The organism is Flavobacterium ginsengisoli, assembly GCF_029625315.1.
Taxonomy (GTDB): domain Bacteria; phylum Bacteroidota; class Bacteroidia; order Flavobacteriales; family Flavobacteriaceae; genus Flavobacterium; species Flavobacterium ginsengisoli.
The window spans coordinates 5,334,545-5,358,562 of record NZ_CP121110.1; the positions used below are offsets into that span (position 1 = coordinate 5,334,545).

Consider the following 24,018-nt stretch of genomic DNA (forward strand, 5'->3'; position numbering starts at 1 on the left):
GATTAACCTTGCATTAACCTACGATTAACTTTCAGAACTATGTTTTCAAAGCATTTTTGCGAGCAACATAAAATCAAATTTCATAAAATGATACATACAAAAAGACTTGTAGGAGGATTATTTGCTTTCTTTTTTTTAGTGAATTGCCACGCAACTGAAATCATAAAAGAGAAGCAATATGAATTAAATATTGCTACAAAACAAAAGGCTGTTTTAATTTTATTTCCCTGCTTTCCATGCAATATAGAAAATACTAAAAACGAAGCTAAATTTCTTAAAAACTTAAAAGCCGAAGGTATAACCACATTGTTGTTGAATTACAACATGAAGCTTTATTTATCAGAGTCAGAAAAAAAAGAATACTCGTTGGCACTCAATTCAATTTTTGATCGAAATAAAATAGCAAAACAAAACATTTTTATTGGTGGTTTTTCTAGCGGCGGTAATTTGGCGCTTCTGCTTTCTAATTACCTTATTCAAACTAAAAATGCAATACAGCCAAAAGGTTTATTTGTGGTCGATTCTCCTTTAGATTTAGAAAGACTTTATATTGGCGCACAAGATGATGTGAAAAAAAATGTGAGTGAAGAAGCGGTTGAAGAAGGAAATTATTTAATACAACTGTTAAACAATGATCTTGGAAATCCGAGAACAAATATTGAACCTTATAAAAAAGCATCTCCATATTTGATTTCTTGTAATTCAAAAGAAAATATAGAATACTTAAAAGATATTAAAATTAGGTTCTATTGTGAACCAGATTTAGATTGGTATTTGACTAACAAAAATAGAACTTATGAAGAATTGAATGCCTTTCATTTAGAAAAAGCATATGATTCATTATTGAATTTAGGAGCAAAAAAAATAGAATTTATAAAGACTTCAAACAGAGGATTTGATTCGAAAGGAAATAAAAAACCGCATTCTTGGAATTTAGTTGAAAGAGAAGATCTCATAAAATGGATTCTTAACTAATTGAAGAATTTCTAAACCTAAAATCAAATTCAATAATGAATTATCTGCCATTAAAACTACTTATTAGCATTTTACTTTTTTGCCTTTCATTTTTTGCGAATGCTCAAGCTCAGAATGAAACAACTAAAGATTCGATTTCAAATCAATTAAATGAAGTTGTAATCAGTCGGGAGAAAAAAACGATTACTAATTTAAACGGAAATATAAAAGTTGATGTTGCCAATTCAGTTTACAGTACCATTCCAAATCCGATCGATTTGCTATCAAAACTTCCATCGGTTCAAATAAGCGACGATCGAGAAAACATTTCGATTGTCGGAAAAGGAAATCCGCTGATTTATATTGACGGTCAAAAAGGAACCATAAACGATTTAAATGCTTTATCTGTTGCCGATATTAAAACAATAGAAATCATTAAAAATCCGTCTTCTAAATACGAGGCAGAAGGTCGTGCCGTAATTTTGATTACTAGAAAATGGAGTAAAAAGGACAGTTTTAAAACTGAAATTTCTGAAGTAGCTTCATTTAAAAGAAACTACAATAATTATTTAGGTTTTAATTCTAGTTTTAAAAAAGATAAAATAGAATGGAAAGCTAATTTTAATTACAATCGACGAAATCCGTGGGAAAATCATAGTTTGGAATATGAGATGCCAAAGGCTTCAATAATTTCCAATTATGATGTGACGGCAAATTCTAATGTAAAGGAATATGTTTTTGGAGGAAGTGTGTTTTATAAAATAAACGAAGACGATTATTTGTCTGTTAATATAAACGGTAAAATGCGAAACGATACTTTCGACATTAATACGTTTACTTTTAATCAAAACCAAAATCAAATAAACAACATTCTTACGTTTAGCGAAAATTCGAGTTCAAAGAATTTTATCAATTCGTTCATCAATTATTCAAAGAAAATAAAGGCTATTGATACCAAGATGTTTATTGGTTTTCAAGGCTCCAATTACAATCAGCATTTATTAAGTTTAGTGCAAAATAATTTTAATGACACTGCTTTTGAATTTTCGCAAAATCGCGATCAGAAATTTAATGTTGATGTTCTTTCTGGAAGAATCGATTTGGAGAAAAAGTTTAAAAACGATTTGAATTGGGAGTATGGCGCACTTTATTTGGTCGCCAAATCCAAATCGGATTACGATGTTTTTGACTATGAAAATAATCAAAGTACAACTTTTGAGTATTATTTTAAAGAAGCAAACTCTGCAGCGTATTCTCAGCTTTCAGGAAAGATTAAAAAAGTCAATTTTTCAGTAGGACTAAGAGTTGAAAATACCAATGTAACGGGAAAGTATAGTAATGAAAGTAGTGATTTGGTCGATAAGAATTACACTAATCTTTTTCCGAAAGTGCAATTTTCATTTTCGCTAGACAGTGTAAAAAGTATAAATGTGGATTATTCTAAAAGTATTTCTAGACCTAATTATTCTTCGCTAAGTATGATTGCAGCCTACATAAATCCATATTTTATTTATGGAAACAATATCAATTTAGGGCCAACTTTTATGGATGTGCTTTCAGCTACTTTTCAATATCATGACAAATCTGTAAAGCTGACTATTTATGAAAATAAAAATCCTATTTACCAAGATTTTGTATTTGATAAAGAAACAAATGTGATGACTTTTACATCAAAAAACTTTAAAAAAGAATCGGGTTATAATATTGAGTTTACATTGCCCTTTAAATATAAATTTTGGGAAAACACCAATTCTTTAATTTTTGCAACCAATAAAATTGAAGATGATTTGGCTTTGTTCAATTCTTCCAAGACGTATTTGTATTATTATTCCAATAATACTTTTAACCTCCCAAAAGATTTCACATTTGTTCTTTCTTTTTGGGGATCTACCAAACAAAAAGAAGGCGTTTTTGAGCGTGGTGCGATGCTGATTTTTGATCTTTCTTTGGCAAAGAAACTTGGCAAAAACTGGAATTGTGTTTTGAGCTATAATGACCTTTTTAAAAATATGATTTATACCGAAAAATTTACGATCAACGCTATTAGTTCAAAAGTGCGATATTTGGGTGATGCAAACGAAATTTCTATTGCTGTTCGTTATTCTTTCGGGAAAGTAAAAGATTCTGAATTTAAGCAAAAGAGCGTAAATGAAAGCGAAAATAGAATAAGATAAAATAAAAAATCCCTTGATTCTCAAGGGATTTTTTTATGTTTTGGAAAGATTGCTATCCTTCGTCTTCTTCGGTTTCTTTTTTAGTAATATCATCATGAGGCAATTCTTCATCATCATCGGTTGAATTTAGTTCGAAGAAACTAAAAAAAGAACCGCCGTAACTTTTCTGAAAAGAGAAATTGCTCATATGATCCAATTTGGTGTATTTTGAATGCTCGATAATCATCATTCCATCATCTTCCAATAAATCTCTTTCGAAAACGGTTAGAACAATTTTTTCAAAAGTAGCCTGATCCAATCCGTAAGGCGGATCTGCAAAGATGATATCGTAAGTTGTTTTAGAATTTTCTAAAAATTTAAAAACATCGCTTTTCGTTGCAAGCAATATCAAAATCATATTCCGAAGAAACTTGTTTGATAAATTTAACGCATCCAAAATCGCCATCTACAGACGTAATTGGTGCGCTTCCGCGTGAAGCAAATTCATAACTGATGTTTCCTGTTCCCGAAAAAAGATCTAAAACCTTTAAACTGTCAAAATTAAAATGGTTATTCAAAACATTAAACAATGCTTCTTTACTCATGTCAGTCGTTGGCCTTACAGGTAGATTTTTTGGCGGAAAAATTCGGCGTCCTTTGTATTTTCCTGAAATGATTCTCATGATTGAAATAAGATATAATGTTTTTGATTTTGAGCGGTTGTAAAACTATTTCTTTCTTTTAGTTTTGAAACGTCTATAAAAGAAATATGGCGCACATATTTGTAAGCTATAGCATAAAACGGATCGTTTTCTGTAATAGTTCCTAAAAGTTCTAATTTGAAACTTTCGGGATTCATACTCATTTGCTCAGCCGTAAATAAAATATAGTAGATAAAATCTTCTGGAGTATTGTATTCGAATGAATTAAAAAGCAAAAGTTTTTGATTTTGCACAACGATTATTTCGAAATTTCCTGGATTAAAATTGACGATCATTTTCTTATCGTCGTTATTTCGTGAGCCATCCAAGATTTTTTCGACCAAAATACTATTGGCATGTTTATAATCAAAAGAGCCTACATTGTCAATTAGAAAATTGTTTATGTTCACAAACGGAATATAAACCGAATTCATTTGATAATTTGGGATTTGATCAAAAGTAAAATGATCTGTTTCGAATACTTTCGAAGTATATTGCAAGTAACTTCCTAAATAATTTTCGTCAAACAAAGCAGTCGGAACAAAAGTAGAAAGGTTATTGTTGTGAATAACCATTACTTCATCGTAATTGTTTTTTAATTCAGGATTATTTCTGAAAGCTTCATTGAATAAATCTTCAATTCGAGATGTTTTGTTAGTAGTATCAAACTTTATTTCTTTAAAAGAAGTAATGATATTATTTAAAGTATCAAAACAGCAATATGAAAATCCAGTCAGAGAAACCTGAATAGAAAGTTTCCTGTAATTTTTTGAAGTAATGTTAGTATTTTGTAATGACATAGTTGATTTACAATTCGTTACCTGTTTTAAATCAAGAAAGAATTTAAGCGACCACAAACTTACAAATTAAAAAGGAACAATTATAATTGCAATTTCAAAAAACAATTTGGATTTCAGTTTAAAACAAGGTTAAGAAATGGTTTATTTAATTGAAAATTAATTAGTTGTGTTTTGTTTGAGTGCTAATTGATTGTTTTTTGCTATTTATTGCAATTACTATTGAATTTTGAAATTGCCTTTGCCATTAAAAAAAGCGAACTTTGTATTTCAATATCACTTTATGAATTCTGCACAGTTTTACGGTACTTTACAAAAACGATTTCCTTTTGCTCCAACTTACAAACAGGATATTTTTTTTCAGAAAATTGCAATCTTCCTAACCGAACCTCAAAACGATACGATTTTCGTTTTAAAAGGATATGCGGGAACAGGAAAAACTACCGTTATTTCTACCATCGTTAATAATCTTGGCGATATCAACAAAAAATATGTTTTGTTGGCGCCAACGGGACGAGCGGCAAAAGTAATTGCCAATTATTCAAATAATCCAGCATTTACAATTCATAAAAAAATCTATTTCCCGAAGAAATCATCTGGCGGTGGCGTGGCTTTTACCAAACAAGTAAATAAACATAAAAACACCATTTTTATCGTCGACGAGGCTTCGATGATTTCAGATAGCACATTAGACAGTGGATCGCTTTTAGACGATTTGATCAATTATGTTTATTCTGGAAACAATTGCAAAATGATTCTTTTGGGAGATACAGCACAGTTACCTCCAGTAAATTTAGATATAAGTCCAGCGCTTGACATTCAGACTTTGGGAATTCATTATGATAAAGAAATTGAACATATCGAGTTGGACGAAGTAATGCGTCAGGAAGAAAGTTCGGGAATTTTATACAATGCTACTGAATTGCGTGAATTGCTGAAAGAGAGTTTTATAACAGAATTTAAATTCAACGTAAAGAAGTTTAAGGATATCGTTCGACTTACTGATGGTTACGACATTCAAGACGCGATTAATACAGCATACAGTAATTATAGTATTGAAGATACTGCTTTTATTGTCCGTTCTAATAAACGCGCAAATCAATATAATGAGCAAATTAGAAGTCGAATTTTATTTAAAGAAAGCGAACTTTCGGTTGGTGACTTTTTAATGGTTGTAAAAAACAATTATTTCTGGCTGAAAGAAACCGATGAAGCTGGATTTATTGCCAACGGAGATATTATTGAAGTTTTAGAACTTTTCGGAATCAGAGAGTTGTATGGGTTTAAGTTTGCGAAAGTAAAAATCAGAATGGTCGATTATCCAGAGCAAAAACCTTTTGAAACGGTTTTAATTCTGGATACTTTAACTAGCGAATCGCCTTCTTTAACTTATGAAGAATCAAATCGTTTGTACGAAGAAGTAATGAAAGATTATGAAGATGAGCCGACTAAATACAAGAGATTTCAGAAGGTAAAAGAAAACGAATATTTTAACGGATTACAAGTTAAATTCTCTTATGCCATAACGTGTCATAAATCGCAAGGTGGGCAATGGAATACTGTTTTTATTGAACAGCCATTTCTTCCAAACGGCATTGATACTGATTATATTAGATGGCTTTATACCGCTATGACACGTGCCAAAAATAAGCTATATTTGATAGGCTTTAAAGACGAGAGTTTTGAAGAGTAAATTTTAGCCACAGATTAAAAGGATTTTCACAGATTTTATTCATTTTAAATTGATTAATCAGTTTGAGTTGCAATATCTTCAAGAGAAAGTTTAAACGAGCCTAAAAAATCTTTTTAATCCTTTTAATCTGTGGCAAAAAAACTTTTATAAAATGACAACACTAAACGACATACATTCGATTTCATCAACGTTTTCGAATACCGATAAAATGCCAGTTCTATTTTTAGGCCACGGTAGCCCGATGAATGCTATTGAAGAAAATCAGTTTGTGACGGGTTTTCGTAATTTGGCAAAAACACTTCCGCAACCCAATGCTATTTTATGCGTTTCGGCGCATTGGTTTACAAAGGGAACAAAAGTGACTTCTATGGAAATGCCAAGAACCATTCATGATTTTGGAGGTTTTCCGCAGGCGCTTTTTGATGTGCAATATCCCGCAAAAGGGAGTCCAGAATTAGCTGTTGAAACGCAAAAGATGCTAAATCCAGTCACGGTTGAATTAGACGAACATTGGGGGTTGGATCATGGAGCTTGGAGTGTTATCAAGCATTTATACCCAAATGCAGATGTTCCAGTAATTCAGTTGAGCATTGATTATACAAAATCGGGGCAATACCATTTTGAATTGGCTCAAAAACTGCAGGCGCTTCGCTACAAAGGTGTTTTAATTATCGGAAGCGGTAATATTGTCCACAATCTTAGAATGGTCGATTTCAGAAATTTTGATAAAGACAATTATGGTTACGATTGGGCAATTGAAGCTCGCGAAATTGTAAATAATTATTTGTTAGATGGAAATTTTCAGCCTTTAATAGATTTTGAAAAATTAAATAAAGCCGTTCAATTAGCAGTTCCAACACCAGAGCATTATCTCCCGTTATTGTATACTTTGGGCTTAAAGGATAAAAAAGATGAATTAGATCTGTTTAATGACAAATTATTAGCAGGTTCGTTAAGTATGACATCTGTAAAGATTGTTTAATTTACTTTACAAATCTTTGTGCAATAGATATAACACAAAGATTCGCAAAGTTTTTTCGCAGAAATTCGTTAAGATTATTTTTCCTTTTTCAAATTATAAGCATATAAATAACCGTCTGCGCTTCCGTAAAAAATCACATTGTTATTGATAAATGGAGAAGAGACAATTGGACCTAATTTGTAAAATTCATCCATTATTCTTTTGTTTTCAGAATAAATCGATAAGTCAGCTTGTTTTGCCACGAATCCAAAATCTAATAGATTATTATTGAGAATACTTTCGGCATATTTATTTCTGTTTTCTGTCGAAATAGTATTCGATTCTTTTCCGTCAGAAAGGAGATTTAAGTCGAAAAAATTTCCAGAAAAATCTCCAAAATAAATCGTATTTCCGGCAATTGCAGGAGAAGAGTAAACATATCCGTTACCTTTAAAACGGTATTTTTCTTTTCCTGTTTTTGCATCTAAAGCCAATAAAGCATAAGTATCTGAGGTTCCCACATAAACAGTATTATTTTTAATAACGGCAGAACTTAAGATCCATGAATTTTCAGCATTATACTTCCAAATTACTTTTCCTGTAGCAGCATTAAGTGCAAAGAAATAAGGATCTCTAGCGCCAAAATAGACTATGCCATCAGAAACCGCTGCTGAAGCTTGAATTCCTGTAAAGCCAGTCTTAATTTCGGTAGAAAACTTCCATTTTTCTTTTCCTGTTTTTGCGTCTAAAGCATAAAAAATACCATCCCAACCGCCAAAATAAACGGTACTTTTATCTAGAACAGGAGTGCTATGTATTGCGGCCTTTGTCTGGAAATTCCATTTTAAACTTCCGTTTTTAGCGTCAACGGCATATATATTTCCATCACTACTTCCGAAAATTGCTAACGCCGATTTATTGTCTAGGTAGATAACAGGTGTCGAAAGATAAAAATCCCATAAATCAGCCATAAGTAAATCGCTTGGTTTCATTCCCCACATTCCGATTTCACTGTACCAATGTTCGCCTTTGGTTTTAAAACGCCAGATTTCTTTTCCTGTTTTGGCATTTACAGCATAATAATGTCCATCAAAACTTCCAAAATAGACAATGTCATTGTAAAGGCTTGCTGAGCTATGAACAGCGCCATTGGTTTTAAATTTCCATTTTAGAGTTCCAGATTTTTCATCTGTAGCATAAAAATAACCATCTTCGCTACCAATATAAACTGTTTCGTTTTGTACAATTGGAGAAGAAAAGATTTTTCCTTCAGTCTTGAATTTCCATTTTAAATCTTGAATAGGTTGATATCCCTTTCCAGGAAAAATACGATTTGAGAATGGATTTAAAATGTCCGATTTGTTCTGAGAAAAAGTATTAGAAGTAAAAATTAAAAAGAAATAGAGCAGGAGTAAGGTAAAGTTTTTCTTCATGTTTTTTCTTATAAAAGTAAAAATATTATAAGATATTAAAATGCAATGCGTTAAGAAATATGTTATAAATATATTTTAGAAAGCTCTTGATGTATAGTATATTTGTTATGATATGGAAATAGTAAACGAAAACGTCAAAGTTTATCAGTCATCAAAAAAAGATCAATTTATATTTTTTGCAATTGTTGCATTGCTAATAATTTTATTTTCTGCTTTTAGCGGTTCGATATTAGCAGTGGTCTTTTGGTTTGTATTTTTTTTGCTTTGTGGTACATTAGCATTTGTTGCTTCAGTAAATTTGAAATTTACAATAGATTCTGAAAAAGAAGTAATTACTGTTGAAAAAATAAATTTTCTAGGAAATGTAGTAGAAATAAAACAGTATCCATTGAATCGATATTATTTTGAAAGAAGATTTGTAAAGATGTATAAAAATCGAAAAAAAGATTGTTTTTCGTTTAGTGACAGTAGTTATGAAGGTGGAGAATTGTATTATAATAAAGAATTTTATACAGATGATTATATTATAGAAGGACTTCCGAAAAAGATGGTGCGAGTAATAGAAAACGATATTCAAAAAATGCAAGATAAAAAAGGTCAAGTTTTATCTATAAATTCAAAATTGATAAATAATTAAAAAATGAAAATAATAGCTGTAATTCCGGCACGATATGCTTCAACTCGTTTTCCTGCTAAGTTAATGCAGGATTTGGGAGGTAAAACAGTAATCCTGAGAACTTATGAAGCAGCAGTTTCGACAAATTTGTTTGATGATGTTTTTGTCGTAACCGATTCTGATTTGATTTTTGACGAAATTGTTTCTAATGGCGGAAAAGCTATTATGAGCATAAAAGAACATGAATCTGGAAGCGATCGAATTGCAGAAGCCGTTGCGAATTTGGATGTTGATATTGTAGTGAATGTGCAAGGTGACGAGCCTTTTACAGAAGCGGGACCATTAGAACAGGTTTTATCGGTTTTTAAAAATGATGCAGACAAAAAGATTGATTTGGCTTCGCTAATGCGTGAAATATCAGATGAAGAGGAAATCAATAATCCGAATAATGTAAAAGTGGTGGTAGATCAATCACAGTTCGCCTTGTATTTTTCGCGTTCTGTAATTCCGTATCCAAGAGAGAAAAATGTTGGAGTGAGATACTTTCAGCATATCGGAATTTATGCTTTTAGAAAACAAGCTTTATTAGACTTTTACAGCCTCCCAATGAAATCTTTAGAAGCTTCTGAGAAGTTGGAGCAGTTAAGATATTTAGAATTCGGAAAACGCATTAAAATGGTTGAAACAACGCATGTTGGAATTGGGATTGATACAGCAGAAGATTTGGAGAGAGCGAGAGCTATGCTGAAGGATCTTTAATTAATTTGAGTAACATTATCTACAATCTTGTCATTTCGACGAAGGAGAAATCTCTGTAAGTGGCTCGACAAAGATTGATTTGCATTGCGGAGATTTCTCCTTCGTCGAAATGACAAAACTGTGTGTTTACTTTGGGTAAAAAAAACGCTCCAAAATCTTGGAGCGTTTTTAGTATCTAAAATTCTTAATTACTGGTATAAAGCTGGATATTTAGAAGGATTTACTTCGTGCATCATGTCGTAAACTTTTTCGTAAATATCTTCAGCTGAAGGTTTAGAGAAATAATCACCATCAGTTCCGTATGCTGGTCTGTGTGCTTTTTGTCGCCAAAGTCTGTGGTTTACTGTCTAGGTGTTTATATGCATCTTGTTCTTCTAAGATCTGCTGTAAAATAAATGCTGAAGCTCCACCAGGAACATCTTCGTCAATTACTAATAGACGATTTGTTTTGGCGACACTTTTTACAATGTCCTTGCTAACATCAAATGGAAGTAAAGATTGAATATCAATAACTTCACATTCAATTCCTTTTTCTGCTAATTCATTAGCGAGCTTGCATAACCAATCTTAAAGTTGAACCGTAAGAAACCAAAGTAATATCAGAACCCTCTCTTAAAGTTTCTACAACACCAATTGGTGTTTTAAATTCACCAAAGTTTAGCGGTGTTTTTTCTTTTAATCGGTATCCATTTAAACATTCAATAACCAAAGCAGGTTCATCACATTCTAACAAAGTGTTATAAAAACCAGCTGCCTGTGTCATGTCTCTTGGAACCAAAACGTGGATTCCGCGAATTGCATTGATAATCATTCCCATAGGAGAACCAGAATGCCAGATTCCTTCCAAACGGTGACCACGAGTTCTAATGATTAATGGTGCCTTTTGTTTTCCAACCGTTCTATATTGTAAAGTAGCTAAATCGTCACTCATGATCTGAATAGCATACAGTAAATAATCTAAATACTGAATTTCAGCAATTGGGCGTAAACCTCTTAAAGCCATTCCGATTCCTTGACCAATAATAGTCGCTTCACGAATTCCGACATCTGCAACACGAAGTTCTCCGTATTTTTCCTGCATGCCTTCTAAACCTTGATTTACGTCTCCAATGTTTCCTACATCTTCACCAAAAATTAAAGTTTCAGGATATTTTGCAAATAAAGCATCAAAGTTATCACGCAAAATCATTCTTCCATCTAAATCTGGTTTTGCATTTTCTGCATATTTAGGAAGAACTTTTTCTACTGAAAATATATTTTGAGCAGATTCAGAATGCTGATTGTCTGCTGAATTTTTGTTGAGTTTCGTTTAGGAAATTTGTAATCCAATTAGATAAAAGAACTTTACTGTTTGGAACCTCAATAAAACGAAGAATCTTTCTAGCGTAAACTAATAATTCCTTTTTTAAAGGTGCTTTAATCGCGGCTAATTCAGAAATTAATTTTTTGATTCTTTCTTTATGGTTGATGCTTGCTTCGGCAATTTGCTCCAATAAAGCTAAAAGATTCTTTTGTTCATCAATAATTGGATTAATGAAGTTGTTCCAAGCCTCTTTTTTAGCTTCTAAAACTTCTTTCTTTAATTGAAAATCAAGTTCGGCCAATTCTTCTGGAGAAGCAATATTAATAGCAATCATCCACAAACGCATTTGGCGAATACAGTCAAAATCTCTTTCCCAAGCCAATCTTTCTGCACTTTTGTAACGTTCATGAGAACCAGAAGTAGAGTGGCCTTGAGGCTGTGTTAATTCGTTTACATGAATTAAAACAGGAATATGTTCTTCACGTGCAATTGCTCCAGCTCTTTCATATGTCGAAACTAGTTCAGCATAATCCCAACCTTTTACTCTAAAGATTTCGTAACCTTTAGAATCTTCATCGCGTTGGTATCCTTTTAAAATTTCAGAAATATTTTCTTTTGTAGTCTGATGTTTAGCATGAACAGAAATTCCGTATTCATCATCCCAAACACTCATAACCATCGGAACCTGTAAAACTCCCGCAGCGTTTATCGTTTCAAAAAATAAACCTTCAGAAGTACTTGCGTTACCAATTGTTCCCCAAGCTACTTCATTTCCATTAACAGAAAATTTATCTTTAATTGTGATTCCGTCAACCTCTCTGTATATTTTAGATGCTTGAGCCAAACCTAATAATCTAGGCATTTGCCCTGCTGTTGGCGATATGTCTGAACTCGAATTTTTTTGTTTAGTTAAGTCTTTCCAAGAACCGTCTTCGTTTAAACTATGCGTTACAAAGTGTCCGCCCATTTGTCTTCCCGCAGACATCGGATCGAAAGCTAAATCGGTATGACCGTATAGACCGGCAAAAAATTGTTTTGCATTTAGTTCACCGATAGCCATCATAAAAGTTTGGTCGCGGTAGTATCCAGAACGGAAATCTCCGTTTTTAAAAGCTTTTGCCATTGCTAGTTGCGGAACTTCTTTTCCGTCGCCAAAAATTCCAAATTTAGCCTTTCCTGTTAATACTTCTTTTCGACCTAAAAGACTACATTCGCGGCTTGTTACAGCAATTGTATAGTCATTCAATACCTCAGTTTTGAAATCTTCAAATGTCAGTGTAGTATTGGTTTTTTCTTTTATCATAATCTTGTAGGGTCATGTTATTTATGTCGCGAAATTACTTAAAAACAATCAATAATCATAATTCTTTAAACTAAATATAATTTAATTATTTGTATTCAAATTCAAAAAACTACGTATTTTATTTATGTGATTTTTATATAAAATTTAATTTTATTGATAATTTCGCAAGTTTTTGTTTAAAATTCATTTGATTAAAACCATTTTCGAGTGAAAAGAGTAACTAATGTTTTTGGTGAGAAAGTGATTATAAATCGTATTTTTTCATTGTATTTAGGTTGTGATATTTCCCATCCATTATTGGAGTAAACTGGAAAATAGAGTTCAAAATAGTCTGGAACCAAGTTTAAACGTACTCCTGAATCGTAAGCAAAGAACTCGCTTTGATGCTTGTTTTTTAAGAAACCAATGTCTCCATACAGTTCTACCCAGTTCCATATGGCATAACTGGCATTTAAAGTCGTTATCCATTGATTGGCGTATGCCGGTTCTAATTGCGATTTGAAACCACCTTCGGCAATAACATACTGCTGGCTAAAAAATCCAGTGCTTTCAGATCTACCAAACAAATTATAGTCAAATAAATAATCAGTTGGACGGTCTAATCCAAAACTAAAATAATCTGAATTTGTTGTGTTGTACAAGAAAGTTCCTGCATACAATCTTAAATTTAACTTTTTATTGTTTTCAAATAACCTTCTATATTCCACCTCTCCAGACATTTTTCCGAATCCGCTAGAAAGCTGCAAATCGGTCATAAAGCTAAAATGATTAATTAATTCTGTTTTAGTATTTCCATATCGGGCATTGAAAATAGAATAATTGGGTTGTGAGTTATCTGTTATATAAGCACTCTCTTCACGATTTACAATAACCTGACGTGCTAGAATGTATTGTTTTCGATTATCTCTAAAATCTTTTTCACGAATGCGAAACTGCACCATCGGATTTAACTTCAAATAAGTGGCATCTGGCGCGTAATGATAATAATTTTGACTGATAGAATAACGAACATTATATAAAGTGCTGTTTCTGTAATTCTGATTCCATGAAAAAGCCGATGAACCAGAAATCGTACCCGCTTTAATTGAATAAGCTGGGTTAATATCAAAATTAAAAGGTTTGTCTAAAATGGTCTTATTATGAAAACGAACTCCAGGCGTTATACCGTCATAATAGTTGTAATTTAATGTTGGGATATATAAAATCTGATTGTAATCTGGGTCTTCTAAATCTTTTGAAAAATTAAATTTTAAAGGACGATTCAGCGAAACATGTTTTAAAGATCTCCAGTTGTTTCTCTGATTGTATTCTGGAACTTCATTGTTATAATTAATTACAATTTTGTCTGCATTTTTTCGGCTAAGTTCATAAACAGAATCTTTTGTTTTAGGCTCAATCCACTCTTTAAAAACAACTTCTTTCTTTTTAATTCCGTAAATCGGAATAGGAGCATAGATTCCAGTTTTGTTTTTAATAGAAAACTTTATGCTGTCTGCCGTTCTCGAAACATGAGAAAATTTATAATCGATAATATCTCTTGAATCGATAATGGTTTTAAAGAACCAATCTATGTTTTTTGAGCTTTTTTGAGTTAAAATTTTTTCAAAATCATAACGATTAGACTGACCAAATTGATTCAAGTTATAGAATTCTTTGATGCTTTTTGGAACAATATCGTGATTAAGATAATCGTCTAGATAACTCAAACTTAAACCAGCGCGGTATTTACTGGCAATTTGTTCGTTAAACTTGATTAGCGTATTTTTTGGATCTCCCAATGGCTGATCCAAATTTTTACGAGCCATTAGCATATAGTAATAGCTGTATTGTTCATTAAAAGTTAGATTTGTAATATTATAACTTTTAAAGAGTTTCATGTCAGACAGTTTTCCCAGCATTTTTTCATCACGATGATGTTCTTCCATATAATTCATCATGGTATAAATCTGTATGGCGTCATAAACCCAATTGTCTTTTCTTGGGTCTAAACGAAGACTATTCTTGAGATAATTATTTAAAAAAGTCTTTAAAAACTGAATTTCAAATATAAAATCGTCTTCAAACGGACTAATAAATGAAGGCAACTGATTTAATCCGTAAAACGGATTTCTGTCATAATCGATCTGAGAAACCGTTATTTTTTCATTCGGATATTTGCCAATAACTTTTTCAGCGTAAGAAACCACTCGGTTGATTATAATAGCTCTCTGAAATTCATCTATTTTTTTGTTTTTTAGATTAGTTTCTACAAGTAAAGAGCCATTATCATACGTTCTAAAGCTATTTTGTTTTTCGATATAAAGGCTAAAATCGGTTCTGTTTCTTCCTGAAAAAGAGTAAATGCTATAGGTTTGATTGGTCGTGTCTTTTGAAATGGAATTTAAATCGGTAGTAATAGAATACTGGTTTGGAATTTTAATTTCGACCTCATAATCGCTCACTGCATTCGCGATATCATCTAGATTAAAATTGTTGTATTTTACAAAAAGACCATTTTCAAAGCGAGCAGGGCTTAAGAACCAGTTTCTTAGTGCCATTCCGCCATTTTGATCAAAACCAAAACGAGTGAATTTATCGTTTGGTATTTTTACAATGTAATTAAGGTGCAGATCAATTTTTTCGTTCGGAAGAAGTTTACGATCCAATTTGACAACAATATAATCAGGATTCTGAGCACTTCTTTCCCATTCTAGAGCCGAAAAATTAGTTTCAGTTAAATTGATTATTGTTGTTTTTCCTCTATCGACAGCTTTAGCTAAATGAAAACCTTTGTAAAATTCATCAGAAAAACGTTTTGCCAAAGGCGTGTTTTTGTCGGCGAAAGCATTGTTCCAGTCATTTAGAATAATCGTAGTTAGCGTATCATTTGTTGTATTATGATATGTAATATCTTGCTTAACGTTCAGTGTTTTAAGCTCAAGATTCACTGCCACTTCCATCTTAGAGAGATGTTGCGCAGTTAGTTTTATCGAAAATGATAAAGCTAAAAAGAGGCAAATAATTTTATAAAGTGCTTTCAAATAATGGCTTAAAAATTATCAGATATACTTACGTTACGGACATATTGAAGTTACGGATTTTTGTAAAAATAGTATAAAAAAAGCTGTTTAAAAAAACAGCTTTCAATTTTTGCGTATTTGCAGTATATTTTAACCATATAAGTGATATAAGTTCATTTAAAAAGATTGCTTTAAACGCTACGCTTATATCACTTATATGGTTCGAAAATTAGAAATTCGGACTTAAATCGTACTTTTTGTAGAATTTATCCAAAGCTTCAACAACTTCGTCTTCTGTGTCTACAATTTTAAATAAATTTAAATCTTCTGGGCTTACTGTATGCATTTTTTCAACCAAAACAGTTTTAACCCATTCAATCAATCCAGACCAGAATTCAACTCCAACCAAAATGATCGGGAATTTTCCAATTTTTTTGGTTTGAATTAAAGTAATGGCTTCAAACATTTCGTCTAAAGTTCCAAAACCTCCAGGCATAACCACAAAACCTTGCGAATATTTTACGAACATTACTTTTCTCACAAAGAAATAGTCGAAATTCAGATTTTTATCATGATCAATATACGGGTTGAAATGCTTGCTCAAATGGAAGCTCAATATTTAAACCAACCGAAGTTCCACCACCTAAATGTGCACCTTTATTTCCAGCTTCCATAATTCCGGGACCACCTCCTGTAATCACACCGTAACCTGCTTTACTGATTTTATAAGCAATTTTTTCTGCCAATTGATAGTATTTATCCTCTGGTTTTGTTCTCGCCGATCCAAAAATAGAAACACAAGGACCAATACGTCCCATTGCTTCGTAACCATTTACAAACTCAGACATAATCTTAAAAATTGCCCAGCTGTCATTGGTTTTTATTTCATTCCACGTTCTTTGTTTCAAACGATCCTGAATTACTTTATCTTCATCATTATCAAAATCTTCTAATCTCATTTTAGGTATTTTAATTTATTATTATGTTTTATGTGATCGGAAGAAGGAGCTATTTCCTGCTGTCCGCTATATCTTTTGTGGCGAACCCCGCCACAAAAGGATGCCGCTCCCATCAGGGCTAGGGCAGTTGGTTTCAAATAAAGATTTGGTTTAATTGAAACATGTTTTCTTTAAAAAAGCATGGATTTTTCAAAAAAAAGCGGACACTAAATTAACGCTTTTTTCTAGAATTGTTACAAAAAGCAGTAATTATAATCCAAAAGTAATGTTGTGATAATAATCAAATTTAGTTTTTTGATTCATTATCAGTTGATTGGATCAAATGATTTTCTTAAATTATTATAAGAATCCACAAAACATATACAATAGCTTAATTGATTGACGTTGCAATTTAATCTAGGTTTTCTTCTATTTTTTTTCCATTCTCATCCCATTGAGAAAATGTATTTTTGATAGCATCTCGGATAAAATAGATTTTTCCATTTTCGTAATATTGTTTGTGGTAAAGCTCTTTTCCGTTTTCGACTTTGCTTTCAAATTTTAAAATTCCATTTCCGTAATAACTATAAAATTTGCCAACTGGAATTCCATTAAGAACCTCTTCAAAATGTGATATTTTACCATTCTTGAAATAGCAAATTATTTTTCCGTCGAATTTTTTATTTTCCTTGTATAATAGATTGTGTTTGTATTTTCCTGAAAATTTAATTCCTCCGTTTTCATCATAATATTTAACGGAATATTCACCTTTTTTAATTGGGTCGAATTTTTCCTTTAAACTGCCGCTCTGATAGAAATAATAATGCGAGCCATTTTCGATAAATTTTAATTTTGGCTTACCATTTTTCCAATAAGTTGTTGATTCGTTTGTTGTATTATCAAATTGTTGTTTGAAATTTCCATTTTCATCATATTCAATGCTTTTTCCAATTTGATTTCCGTAATTGTACTCTCTTGTCCATTTAAGTTTGCCATTTTCATACCAATCAATGTATTTGTCGTGACACTGATGATTTTTTACAGGACCAATTGATTTTTTCTTTCCAGACTCGTAAAACGATATATCGATATATTCAGTTGGCGTTGTAATTAATCGTAAAGATTTTATGTTATGATTTTTATAAAATACCGTATCTATATTAGTAAAATTCGTAGGTTTGATTTCTAAACTTTCTATTTCTTTATCAATGACGTTTTTTTTATTGCAAGAGATCAATGTAGATATAAGAAAGAAAATTAAAGCTATATTTTTTTTCATATTGATGTATTGGGGGCTAATTTTTACTCCAACTCTTTTTTCAAAAACTTAGCCGTATAACTCTTTTTATTCTGAGCCACTTCTTCTGGAGTACCTTTGGCAACCAATTGTCCTCCGCCTTTTCCGCCTTCTGGACCAATATCGATAATATAATCAGCAAGTTTTATAACATCCATATTATGCTCGATTACTAGAATGGTATTTCCTTTATCAACCAGTTTATTGATTACTTCCATCAAAACACGAATGTCTTCGAAGTGTAAACCTGTTGTTGGTTCGTCTAGAATATAAAATGTATTTCCAGTATCTTTTTTAGATAATTCTCCCGCCAATTTAATACGTTGCGCTTCACCGCCAGAAAGCGTTGTGCTTTGCTGACCAAGTGTAATATAACCTAAACCAACATCTTGAATGGTTTTGATTTTTCTATAAATCTTCGGAATATTTTCAAAAAACGGAACCGCTTCATCAACCGTCATATCTAAAACATCAGAAATTGATTTTCCTTTATATCTAATTTCTAAAGTCTCTCTGTTAAAACGTTTTCCTTGGCAAGTTTCGCATTCTACATAAACGTCTGGTAAGAAGTTCATTTCGATTGTTCTTACACCAGAACCTTCGCAAGTTTCGCAACGTCCGCCTTTTACGTTAAAACTAAAACGGCCCGCTTTGTATCCACGAATCATACTTTCAGAAGTCATGGTAAACAGATTTCTAATTTCTGTAAAAACCTCCGTATAAGTTGCTGGATTTGAACGTGGAGTTCTTCCAATCGGACTTTGGTCAATATCAATTACTTTGTCGATATGTTCTAAACCTTCAATCTTTTTGTAAGGTTGCGGTTTTTTTACGCCATTAAAATAATATGCATTTAAAATAGGGTAAAGCGTTTCATTAATCAAAGTCGATTTTCCGCTTCCAGAAACTCCTGTAACGCAAGTCATCTTACCTAACGGAATTTCAATTGAAACGTTTTTAAGGTTGTTTCCTGTTGCTCGGTCAATTTCAAGAATTTGCCATTTCCTTTTCTTCTTTTCTTCGGAATGTCAAATTTCATTTTACCATTCAAATATTGAGCGGTAATAGTGTCTGAAGCTAAAGTTTCTTTTGGAGTTCCTATGCTGATGATTTCTCCTCCATATTTACCAGCTTTTGGTCCAATATCAATTACATAATCAGCGGTTTCGATCATGTCTTTGTCATGTTCCACCACAATAACTGAGTTTCCGATATCGCGTAATTGTTCTAGAGAATGAATCAGTTTTTCGTTATCTCTTTGATGCAAACCAATACTTGGCTCATCCAAAATATATAAAACTCCAACCAATTGTGAACCAATTTGAGTTGCCAGACGAATACGTTGCGCTTCACCACCAGAAAGGGATTTTGAACTTCGACTTAAAGCCAAATAATTCAAACCAACATTCATCAAAAAGTTCAAACGGTCTTTGATTTCTTTTACAACTTCAGATGCAATTAAAAGCTGTTTGTCTGTCAAATGGCTATTTAAATCTTGAAACCAAGCTGTTAAATCTGAAATATCCATATCACACAATTCGGTGATATTTTTTTCATTTACCCTAAAAAATAATGCTTCTTTTTTAAGACGTGAACCATCACAAACAGGGCAATTAATTTCGTCCATGAAGTCTTTTGCCCAGCGTTTTATGCTTGTTGTGGCACTTTCGTCATATTGATTTTTAATGAAATTAGAAATTCCTTCAAAATCGATTTTATATTCTCTTGTAACACCAAGATCTTTTGAGTTGATAGAAAACTTATCTTTTCCGCCATACAAAATCATTTGCATTGCTTCTTCGGGAATTTTCTCGATTGGATCGGTTATTTTAAAACCGAATTTTTCTCCAATAGTTTCCAATTGTTTGAAAATCCAAGACGATTTGTATTCGCCAAGCGGAGCAAAACCGCCAGCTTTTATAGATAATTTCGGATTTGGAATAATCTTCTTAACGTTGATTTCGTGCACAGTTCCCAATCCGTTGCAATGCGGACAAGCTCCTTTTGGAGAGTTAAACGAAAATAAATTCGGTTCTGGATTTTGATATGAAATTCCTGTTGTTGGGCACATTAAATTTCTACTGAAATAACGAACCTCATTAGAATCCTGATCTAAAATCATCAAGACATCTTCGCCGTGATGCATCGCAGTATTGATGCTTTCAGATAATCTTTTTTGCGTATCAGGATTGTCTTCAATCACCATTCTATCTACAACAATCTCGATATCGTGTGTTTTGTAACGATCCAGTTTCATTCCGGTAACCAAATCCTGAACGTCTCCGTTTACACGAACTTTTAAGAATCCTTGTTTGGTAATTTGTTGGAATAATTCGACGTAATGCCCTTTTCTAGCTTTAATTACTGGCGCTAGAATATTAATGCGTTTTCCGTTGTAATCCTGAATAATCAGATCTTTGATCTGTTCATCAGAATACGAAACCATTTTTTCGCCTGTGTTATAACTGTAGGCATCTGCACCACGTGCGTACAAAAGCCTTAAGAAATCGTAAATTTCAGTAATAGTTCCAACTGTAGAACGCGGACTTTTACTGGTTGTTTTTTGTTCAATTGCAATAACTGGAGAAAGTCCGTCGATTTTGTCAACGTCTGGACGCTCTAAACCGCCAAGGAATTGCCTCGCGTAAGCTGAAAAAGTTTCAACATAACGACGCTGTCCTTCGGCATAAATCGTATCAAATGCCAAAGAAGATTTTCCCGAACCTGATAAACCAGTAATTACAACCAGTTTTTCACGCGGAATAGATATATCGATATTTTTTAGATTATGAACTCTTGCACCAAGAACTTCAATAGTATTGTCTTTATCTAACATAATTTTGAGCAAAAACGCAAAGTTACCACTTTGATTTGTTCTTTTTGTGCTCGATAGCAAAACTTTATGTTACAATTAGTAACAAAAAACGCTGACTTAAATTTGTCAGCGTTTCGATGATGGCTTCGAAGACATCGTATAAATTAATTTTTTAGTCAATATTCTTTCTGAATCAAATTTCGGAAGAAGAATTAAATGAATTGTATGCTGAAGCATATAACATAAGATGGTGTAAACTCTTTTTAATTTCGTTGCTTGGTTCTATTTTCTTGTTGAAAATGAAATTAAAAAATGATGCTCTTTTTGAATGTAAATTTAATTCGTCTAAAATAGTTTCAAATTTTTCCGAGAATATTTGATTGTGCTTATTTAAAACTCTTGTTATTTCAACAATTCTAAAGCCTTCGGCATTAACTTGCGGGGCCGTATCTTTCATTTTTTTTATTGCATTATTAATCTGTCTTGTAGCTTTTTGAACTTCTTTTCTATTTTCATTTACTTCCGTATTTAATTCTACAAGAGCAGAAACACTAGCGATTACACTTTCGATTGCAATAATTCCTAGTTCTGCATATAAATCTCCTTTTGTTAGTTTTTCATTGCTTTTATATCTTTTTTCCAATCGTACAAATGAATTATCAACAGAAGTTAAAATATCCATACCAACCTGATCAATTTTTCCTTGAAAATTAATAGAGAATTCCTTAGGATTTGCTATAAAAGAACTATAATCAAATTGAGTGATAAAATCATTTTTCTCCTTATTCTTTTTCTCATTGGAAATTTCTTTGATTTTGGATAATAAATTTTTAAAAGCTGCAATATTCTTAATTACTTCTTCTCTTTCTTCTTGCAATAAACGAAATGCATTTTCTCGATCTGTAAGTAAAATGTAATAATTGGATTCTATAGCTGTATAGTGTTTTTTTAAACTTCTTAAATCAACTTCTTCTTGTTGAAGTCGATTGTAATTTCCAAGAGTAAGTATATTTTTGACCCAGCTCATGATACTAATTCTTTAACTATGTTAGTGTTTTTTGTAAGTTCATTGTGTACATATTCTATGCTATAACTTCTATTTTCGGCTTTTTTGGAGTTTACTAGTTTTAAAAGCTTTTCGTTATTGTTGAAAATAACAAATGGCAATGCAAAAAGATCAATAATTAGGAGTGCAATGATAAAGTAAGCTACTTTTAAAGCTAAACTGTTGTTTAAAATACTTGTAAGTAATAGGTCTATATTGTTGTGATAAAAGCGAAATGCAAAGGAATTCATTATCAGAAAAGTAAATACAGCGATACTGAATAAAAAGTATATCCAGTTTCTTTTCGTGAACAAATAGCTTCCGCCAAATATGCCTCCAAAAAATAAGCTAAGGTAAGCAGTCGATAATTTGCTGTTTCGGTATCTATTTTCTTTTTTGCTAGTGAAAAGATTGCCTACAAGAAAGTAAATCAGGCCAAAGAATAGTAGCCAGCTATATTTAGAAAAGAAACCGGCTTTTTCGTTTTTTAAAATTGCGATTTTACTATAATCTTTATTTTTATTTACTTCGTCATTTATTGCATTATATGCTTCTGCACGTTTCTCTATAGTTGTAATATCATTTGGATTTTTAAGCAAATATTTTGTGTAATATGTTGACGCTTTTTGATATTCCTTTAAATTGAAATAGCAATCTCCAATAAATGTCAAAATTTCAGGATTTCTAATTTTACTTTCCAAAAGAGAAAAATTTTCTAAAGCTTTTTTGTAGTTTTTAATTTCAAAGTACGTTTTCGCTTTTTTATAAGTAACATTAATTTTGTTTGTTTTAGAATCTAATAATGAACACATTTCATAATCACTTACACTTAAATTTAAATTTCCATTTAAAGCATAAGCATTAGCTCTTTTTAAATAGTATTCAGACTTTTTAGGAAATTCATTTATGCAAATATTATAATCTTTAATTGCCTGATCAAGATTGGATTCCATAAGGTTATAATCTCCTCTAATTTCGCGAGCTATAACATCTTTCGGATAATGTTCTATATAATGATCAATATCTTCTTTAAAGTCATCCATTTCATTGAGGCTCGAATTTACTAATGCGCGGCTGAAATATGCTTTAGATTTATCTTTTTCTAAACCAATTACTTCGTCAAAATCTTCAAGAGCATTTTTATATTGCTTTAATTTTAAATATGAATTTGCTCTTAACTTTAATGCCTTACTTAGAGTGTCTGTAATTTTTATCGCTTCTGAAGAAAAAGTTACAGCATTTTGAAATTTATTGTTTTTAAATTCATTATCTGCTTTTGAAATGAGATCATTGTAATTCTTGATTTGTTCGTTATAGCTAATTTTTTCTTTGCATCCTGATAATGAAATAACGACAATTGTAATTAGTATCTTTTTTTTCATAGTTAAAAATCCAATTCTAGTGGCGTATTTTTGTCAGTTAAAGCCGTATTAAATAATTCAAAATTTTCTAATGGATTTTTAGAAACAAAATCACTAGCACCTTTTAGTCCTTCTAAAATCAAGAGCTCATTATTTTCTTTTATGCCTTTATCTATAATTTCAAAATGCTTGTCTATAATTCGGCTTCGTTCAGAAAATACATTTATAATTATGCTTTGTTTTAGCTTAAATTCAGATAAGATCGTGGTTAGTTCATTCTTTAATCTTAAATTTTCGTTGTCAAGCTTTTTTGATTCGAGGTATATATTTCCGATGTCATTAGCCAATCCTTTAATTTCTTGGATATTGTCACTTAAAGTTTGTGCTTTTTGTAAATATTTATCAGAGGCTTGTTCTATTTTATCATATAAAATTTCGACCTCTTGTATTTCCATCTTTATATTTTTGTCCATCTTGCTAGTTTTTATTTATTGAATGGGTATTTACAATGCTGGCGCATGTTTTCCTTTTCCAGATCCATCTGGATGTCTGCTACATGAACTAGCTGTTAGGCTTGAAATGCTTGAAGTTGAAGTACCGCAGTATTTGCGACTATATTTTGTTTTTTCTGAACCTTCATAAAGTTTATGTTTTCCTTTTCCAGAACCAAGAGGATGACGCGAGCAAGAACTTGCAGTTAAACTTGAAATGCTTGATGTTTTAGTACCACAGTATTCACAATAAAAATTTGGCATATTTTAAAATTAAAGGGTTAAAACGCAAAAATAGAAGAACATTAAAGCATAATTTTTTTTCTTCTTTAATGGGCTTTTTATTGTATGAAAGCACCTTTCTGGCATAAAAACAAAAAAGCACTTGCCAAATAACAA

Annotated in this window: 14 protein-coding genes and 4 pseudogenes; 6 read left to right on the top strand and 12 right to left on the bottom strand. The window is 31.7% G+C overall.

The annotated features are described in order from the left end of the window. Window positions 1–87 precede the first annotated feature (87 nt). Together P5P87_RS25390 and P5P87_RS25395 are read left to right on the top strand one after the other, a co-directional pair. Window positions 88–975 (top strand): alpha/beta hydrolase family protein, encoded by an 888-nt coding sequence (locus tag P5P87_RS25390; protein WP_198856259.1) that lies wholly within the window; start codon window positions 88–90, stop codon window positions 973–975. Window positions 976–1,010: 35 nt separating this feature from the next. After that, a complete protein-coding gene (locus tag P5P87_RS25395; protein ID WP_278021021.1) occupies window positions 1,011–3,128 on the top strand; it encodes a TonB-dependent receptor domain-containing protein in 2,118 nt (705 codons plus the stop codon). 52 nt (window positions 3,129–3,180) lie between these two features. Here the strand turns inward: P5P87_RS25395 and P5P87_RS25400 are convergent. After that, window positions 3,181–3,790: pseudogene (locus P5P87_RS25400) on the bottom strand (RsmD family RNA methyltransferase). After that, window positions 3,787–4,608 carry a DUF3822 family protein gene (locus P5P87_RS25405; RefSeq protein WP_198856256.1) on the bottom strand — a complete coding sequence of 274 codons (822 nt, stop codon included), beginning with the start codon at window positions 4,606–4,608 and terminating at the stop codon, window positions 3,787–3,789. Before P5P87_RS25405 ends, P5P87_RS25400 begins: the two are co-directional and overlap by 4 nt. Before the next feature lie 280 nt (window positions 4,609–4,888). Here P5P87_RS25405 and P5P87_RS25410 point away from each other — a divergent pair, with 280 nt between their 5' ends. Then, the gene (locus P5P87_RS25410) at window positions 4,889–6,298 is read left to right on the top strand and encodes an ATP-dependent DNA helicase (RefSeq protein ID WP_198856255.1); all 1,410 of its coding nucleotides are present in this window, start codon (window positions 4,889–4,891) and stop codon (window positions 6,296–6,298) included. A gap of 151 nt (window positions 6,299–6,449) precedes the next feature. Next, window positions 6,450–7,280, top strand: coding sequence for a 4,5-DOPA-extradiol-dioxygenase (gene ygiD / locus P5P87_RS25415; protein ID WP_278021022.1), 831 nt, complete (start codon window positions 6,450–6,452; stop codon window positions 7,278–7,280). 74 nt (window positions 7,281–7,354) lie between these two features. On the opposite strand, the gene P5P87_RS25420 is transcribed toward ygiD, so the two are convergent. Further along, a complete protein-coding gene (locus P5P87_RS25420; RefSeq protein WP_278021023.1) occupies window positions 7,355–8,692 on the bottom strand; it encodes an outer membrane protein assembly factor BamB family protein in 1,338 nt (445 codons plus the stop codon). Window positions 8,693–8,804: 112 nt separating this feature from the next. Here P5P87_RS25420 and P5P87_RS25425 point away from each other — a divergent pair, with 112 nt between their 5' ends. Beyond that, complete coding sequence (locus tag P5P87_RS25425; protein ID WP_278021024.1) at window positions 8,805–9,329, top strand: hypothetical protein; 525 nt, start codon at window positions 8,805–8,807, stop codon at window positions 9,327–9,329. Window positions 9,330–9,332: 3 nt separating this feature from the next. Further along, on the top strand, window positions 9,333–10,067 hold the full coding sequence (kdsB, locus tag P5P87_RS25430; protein ID WP_278021025.1) for a 3-deoxy-manno-octulosonate cytidylyltransferase: 735 nt from the start codon (window positions 9,333–9,335) through the stop codon (window positions 10,065–10,067). Between the two features lie 188 nt (window positions 10,068–10,255). Here kdsB and P5P87_RS25435 read toward each other — a convergent pair. The 9 genes and pseudogenes from P5P87_RS25435 to P5P87_RS25475 all read right to left on the bottom strand — a co-directional run bounded on the left by P5P87_RS25435 (window position 10,256) and on the right by P5P87_RS25475 (window position 23,883). Beyond that, window positions 10,256–12,673, bottom strand: a pseudogene (locus tag P5P87_RS25435) (alpha-ketoacid dehydrogenase subunit alpha/beta). Between the two features lie 191 nt (window positions 12,674–12,864). After that, entirely contained in the window at window positions 12,865–15,612 is a 2,748-nt protein-coding gene (locus P5P87_RS25440; RefSeq protein WP_278021026.1) for a gluzincin family metallopeptidase, read from the bottom strand. Between the two features lie 289 nt (window positions 15,613–15,901). Then, window positions 15,902–16,631: pseudogene (locus tag P5P87_RS25445) on the bottom strand (LOG family protein). A 391-nt stretch (window positions 16,632–17,022) separates the two neighbouring features. Beyond that, window positions 17,023–17,889: a toxin-antitoxin system YwqK family antitoxin gene (locus tag P5P87_RS25450; RefSeq protein WP_278021027.1), complete on the bottom strand. Its 867-nt coding sequence runs from the start codon at window positions 17,887–17,889 to the stop codon at window positions 17,023–17,025. A gap of 23 nt (window positions 17,890–17,912) precedes the next feature. Continuing rightward, a pseudogene (uvrA, locus tag P5P87_RS25455) lies at window positions 17,913–20,743 on the bottom strand (excinuclease ABC subunit UvrA). 172 nt (window positions 20,744–20,915) lie between these two features. Beyond that, window positions 20,916–21,749, bottom strand: coding sequence for a hypothetical protein (locus P5P87_RS25460; RefSeq protein WP_278021028.1), 834 nt, complete (start codon window positions 21,747–21,749; stop codon window positions 20,916–20,918). Next, window positions 21,746–23,149: a tetratricopeptide repeat protein gene (locus tag P5P87_RS25465; protein WP_278021029.1), complete on the bottom strand. Its 1,404-nt coding sequence runs from the start codon at window positions 23,147–23,149 to the stop codon at window positions 21,746–21,748. The genes P5P87_RS25460 and P5P87_RS25465 overlap by 4 nt, the downstream gene beginning before the upstream one ends. Before the next feature lie 2 nt (window positions 23,150–23,151). Further along, a complete protein-coding gene (locus P5P87_RS25470) occupies window positions 23,152–23,601 on the bottom strand; it encodes a hypothetical protein (RefSeq protein WP_278021030.1) in 450 nt (149 codons plus the stop codon). 30 nt (window positions 23,602–23,631) lie between these two features. Next, window positions 23,632–23,883: a hypothetical protein gene (locus P5P87_RS25475; RefSeq protein WP_278021031.1), complete on the bottom strand. Its 252-nt coding sequence runs from the start codon at window positions 23,881–23,883 to the stop codon at window positions 23,632–23,634. Between the last annotated feature and the right edge of the window lie 135 nt (window positions 23,884–24,018).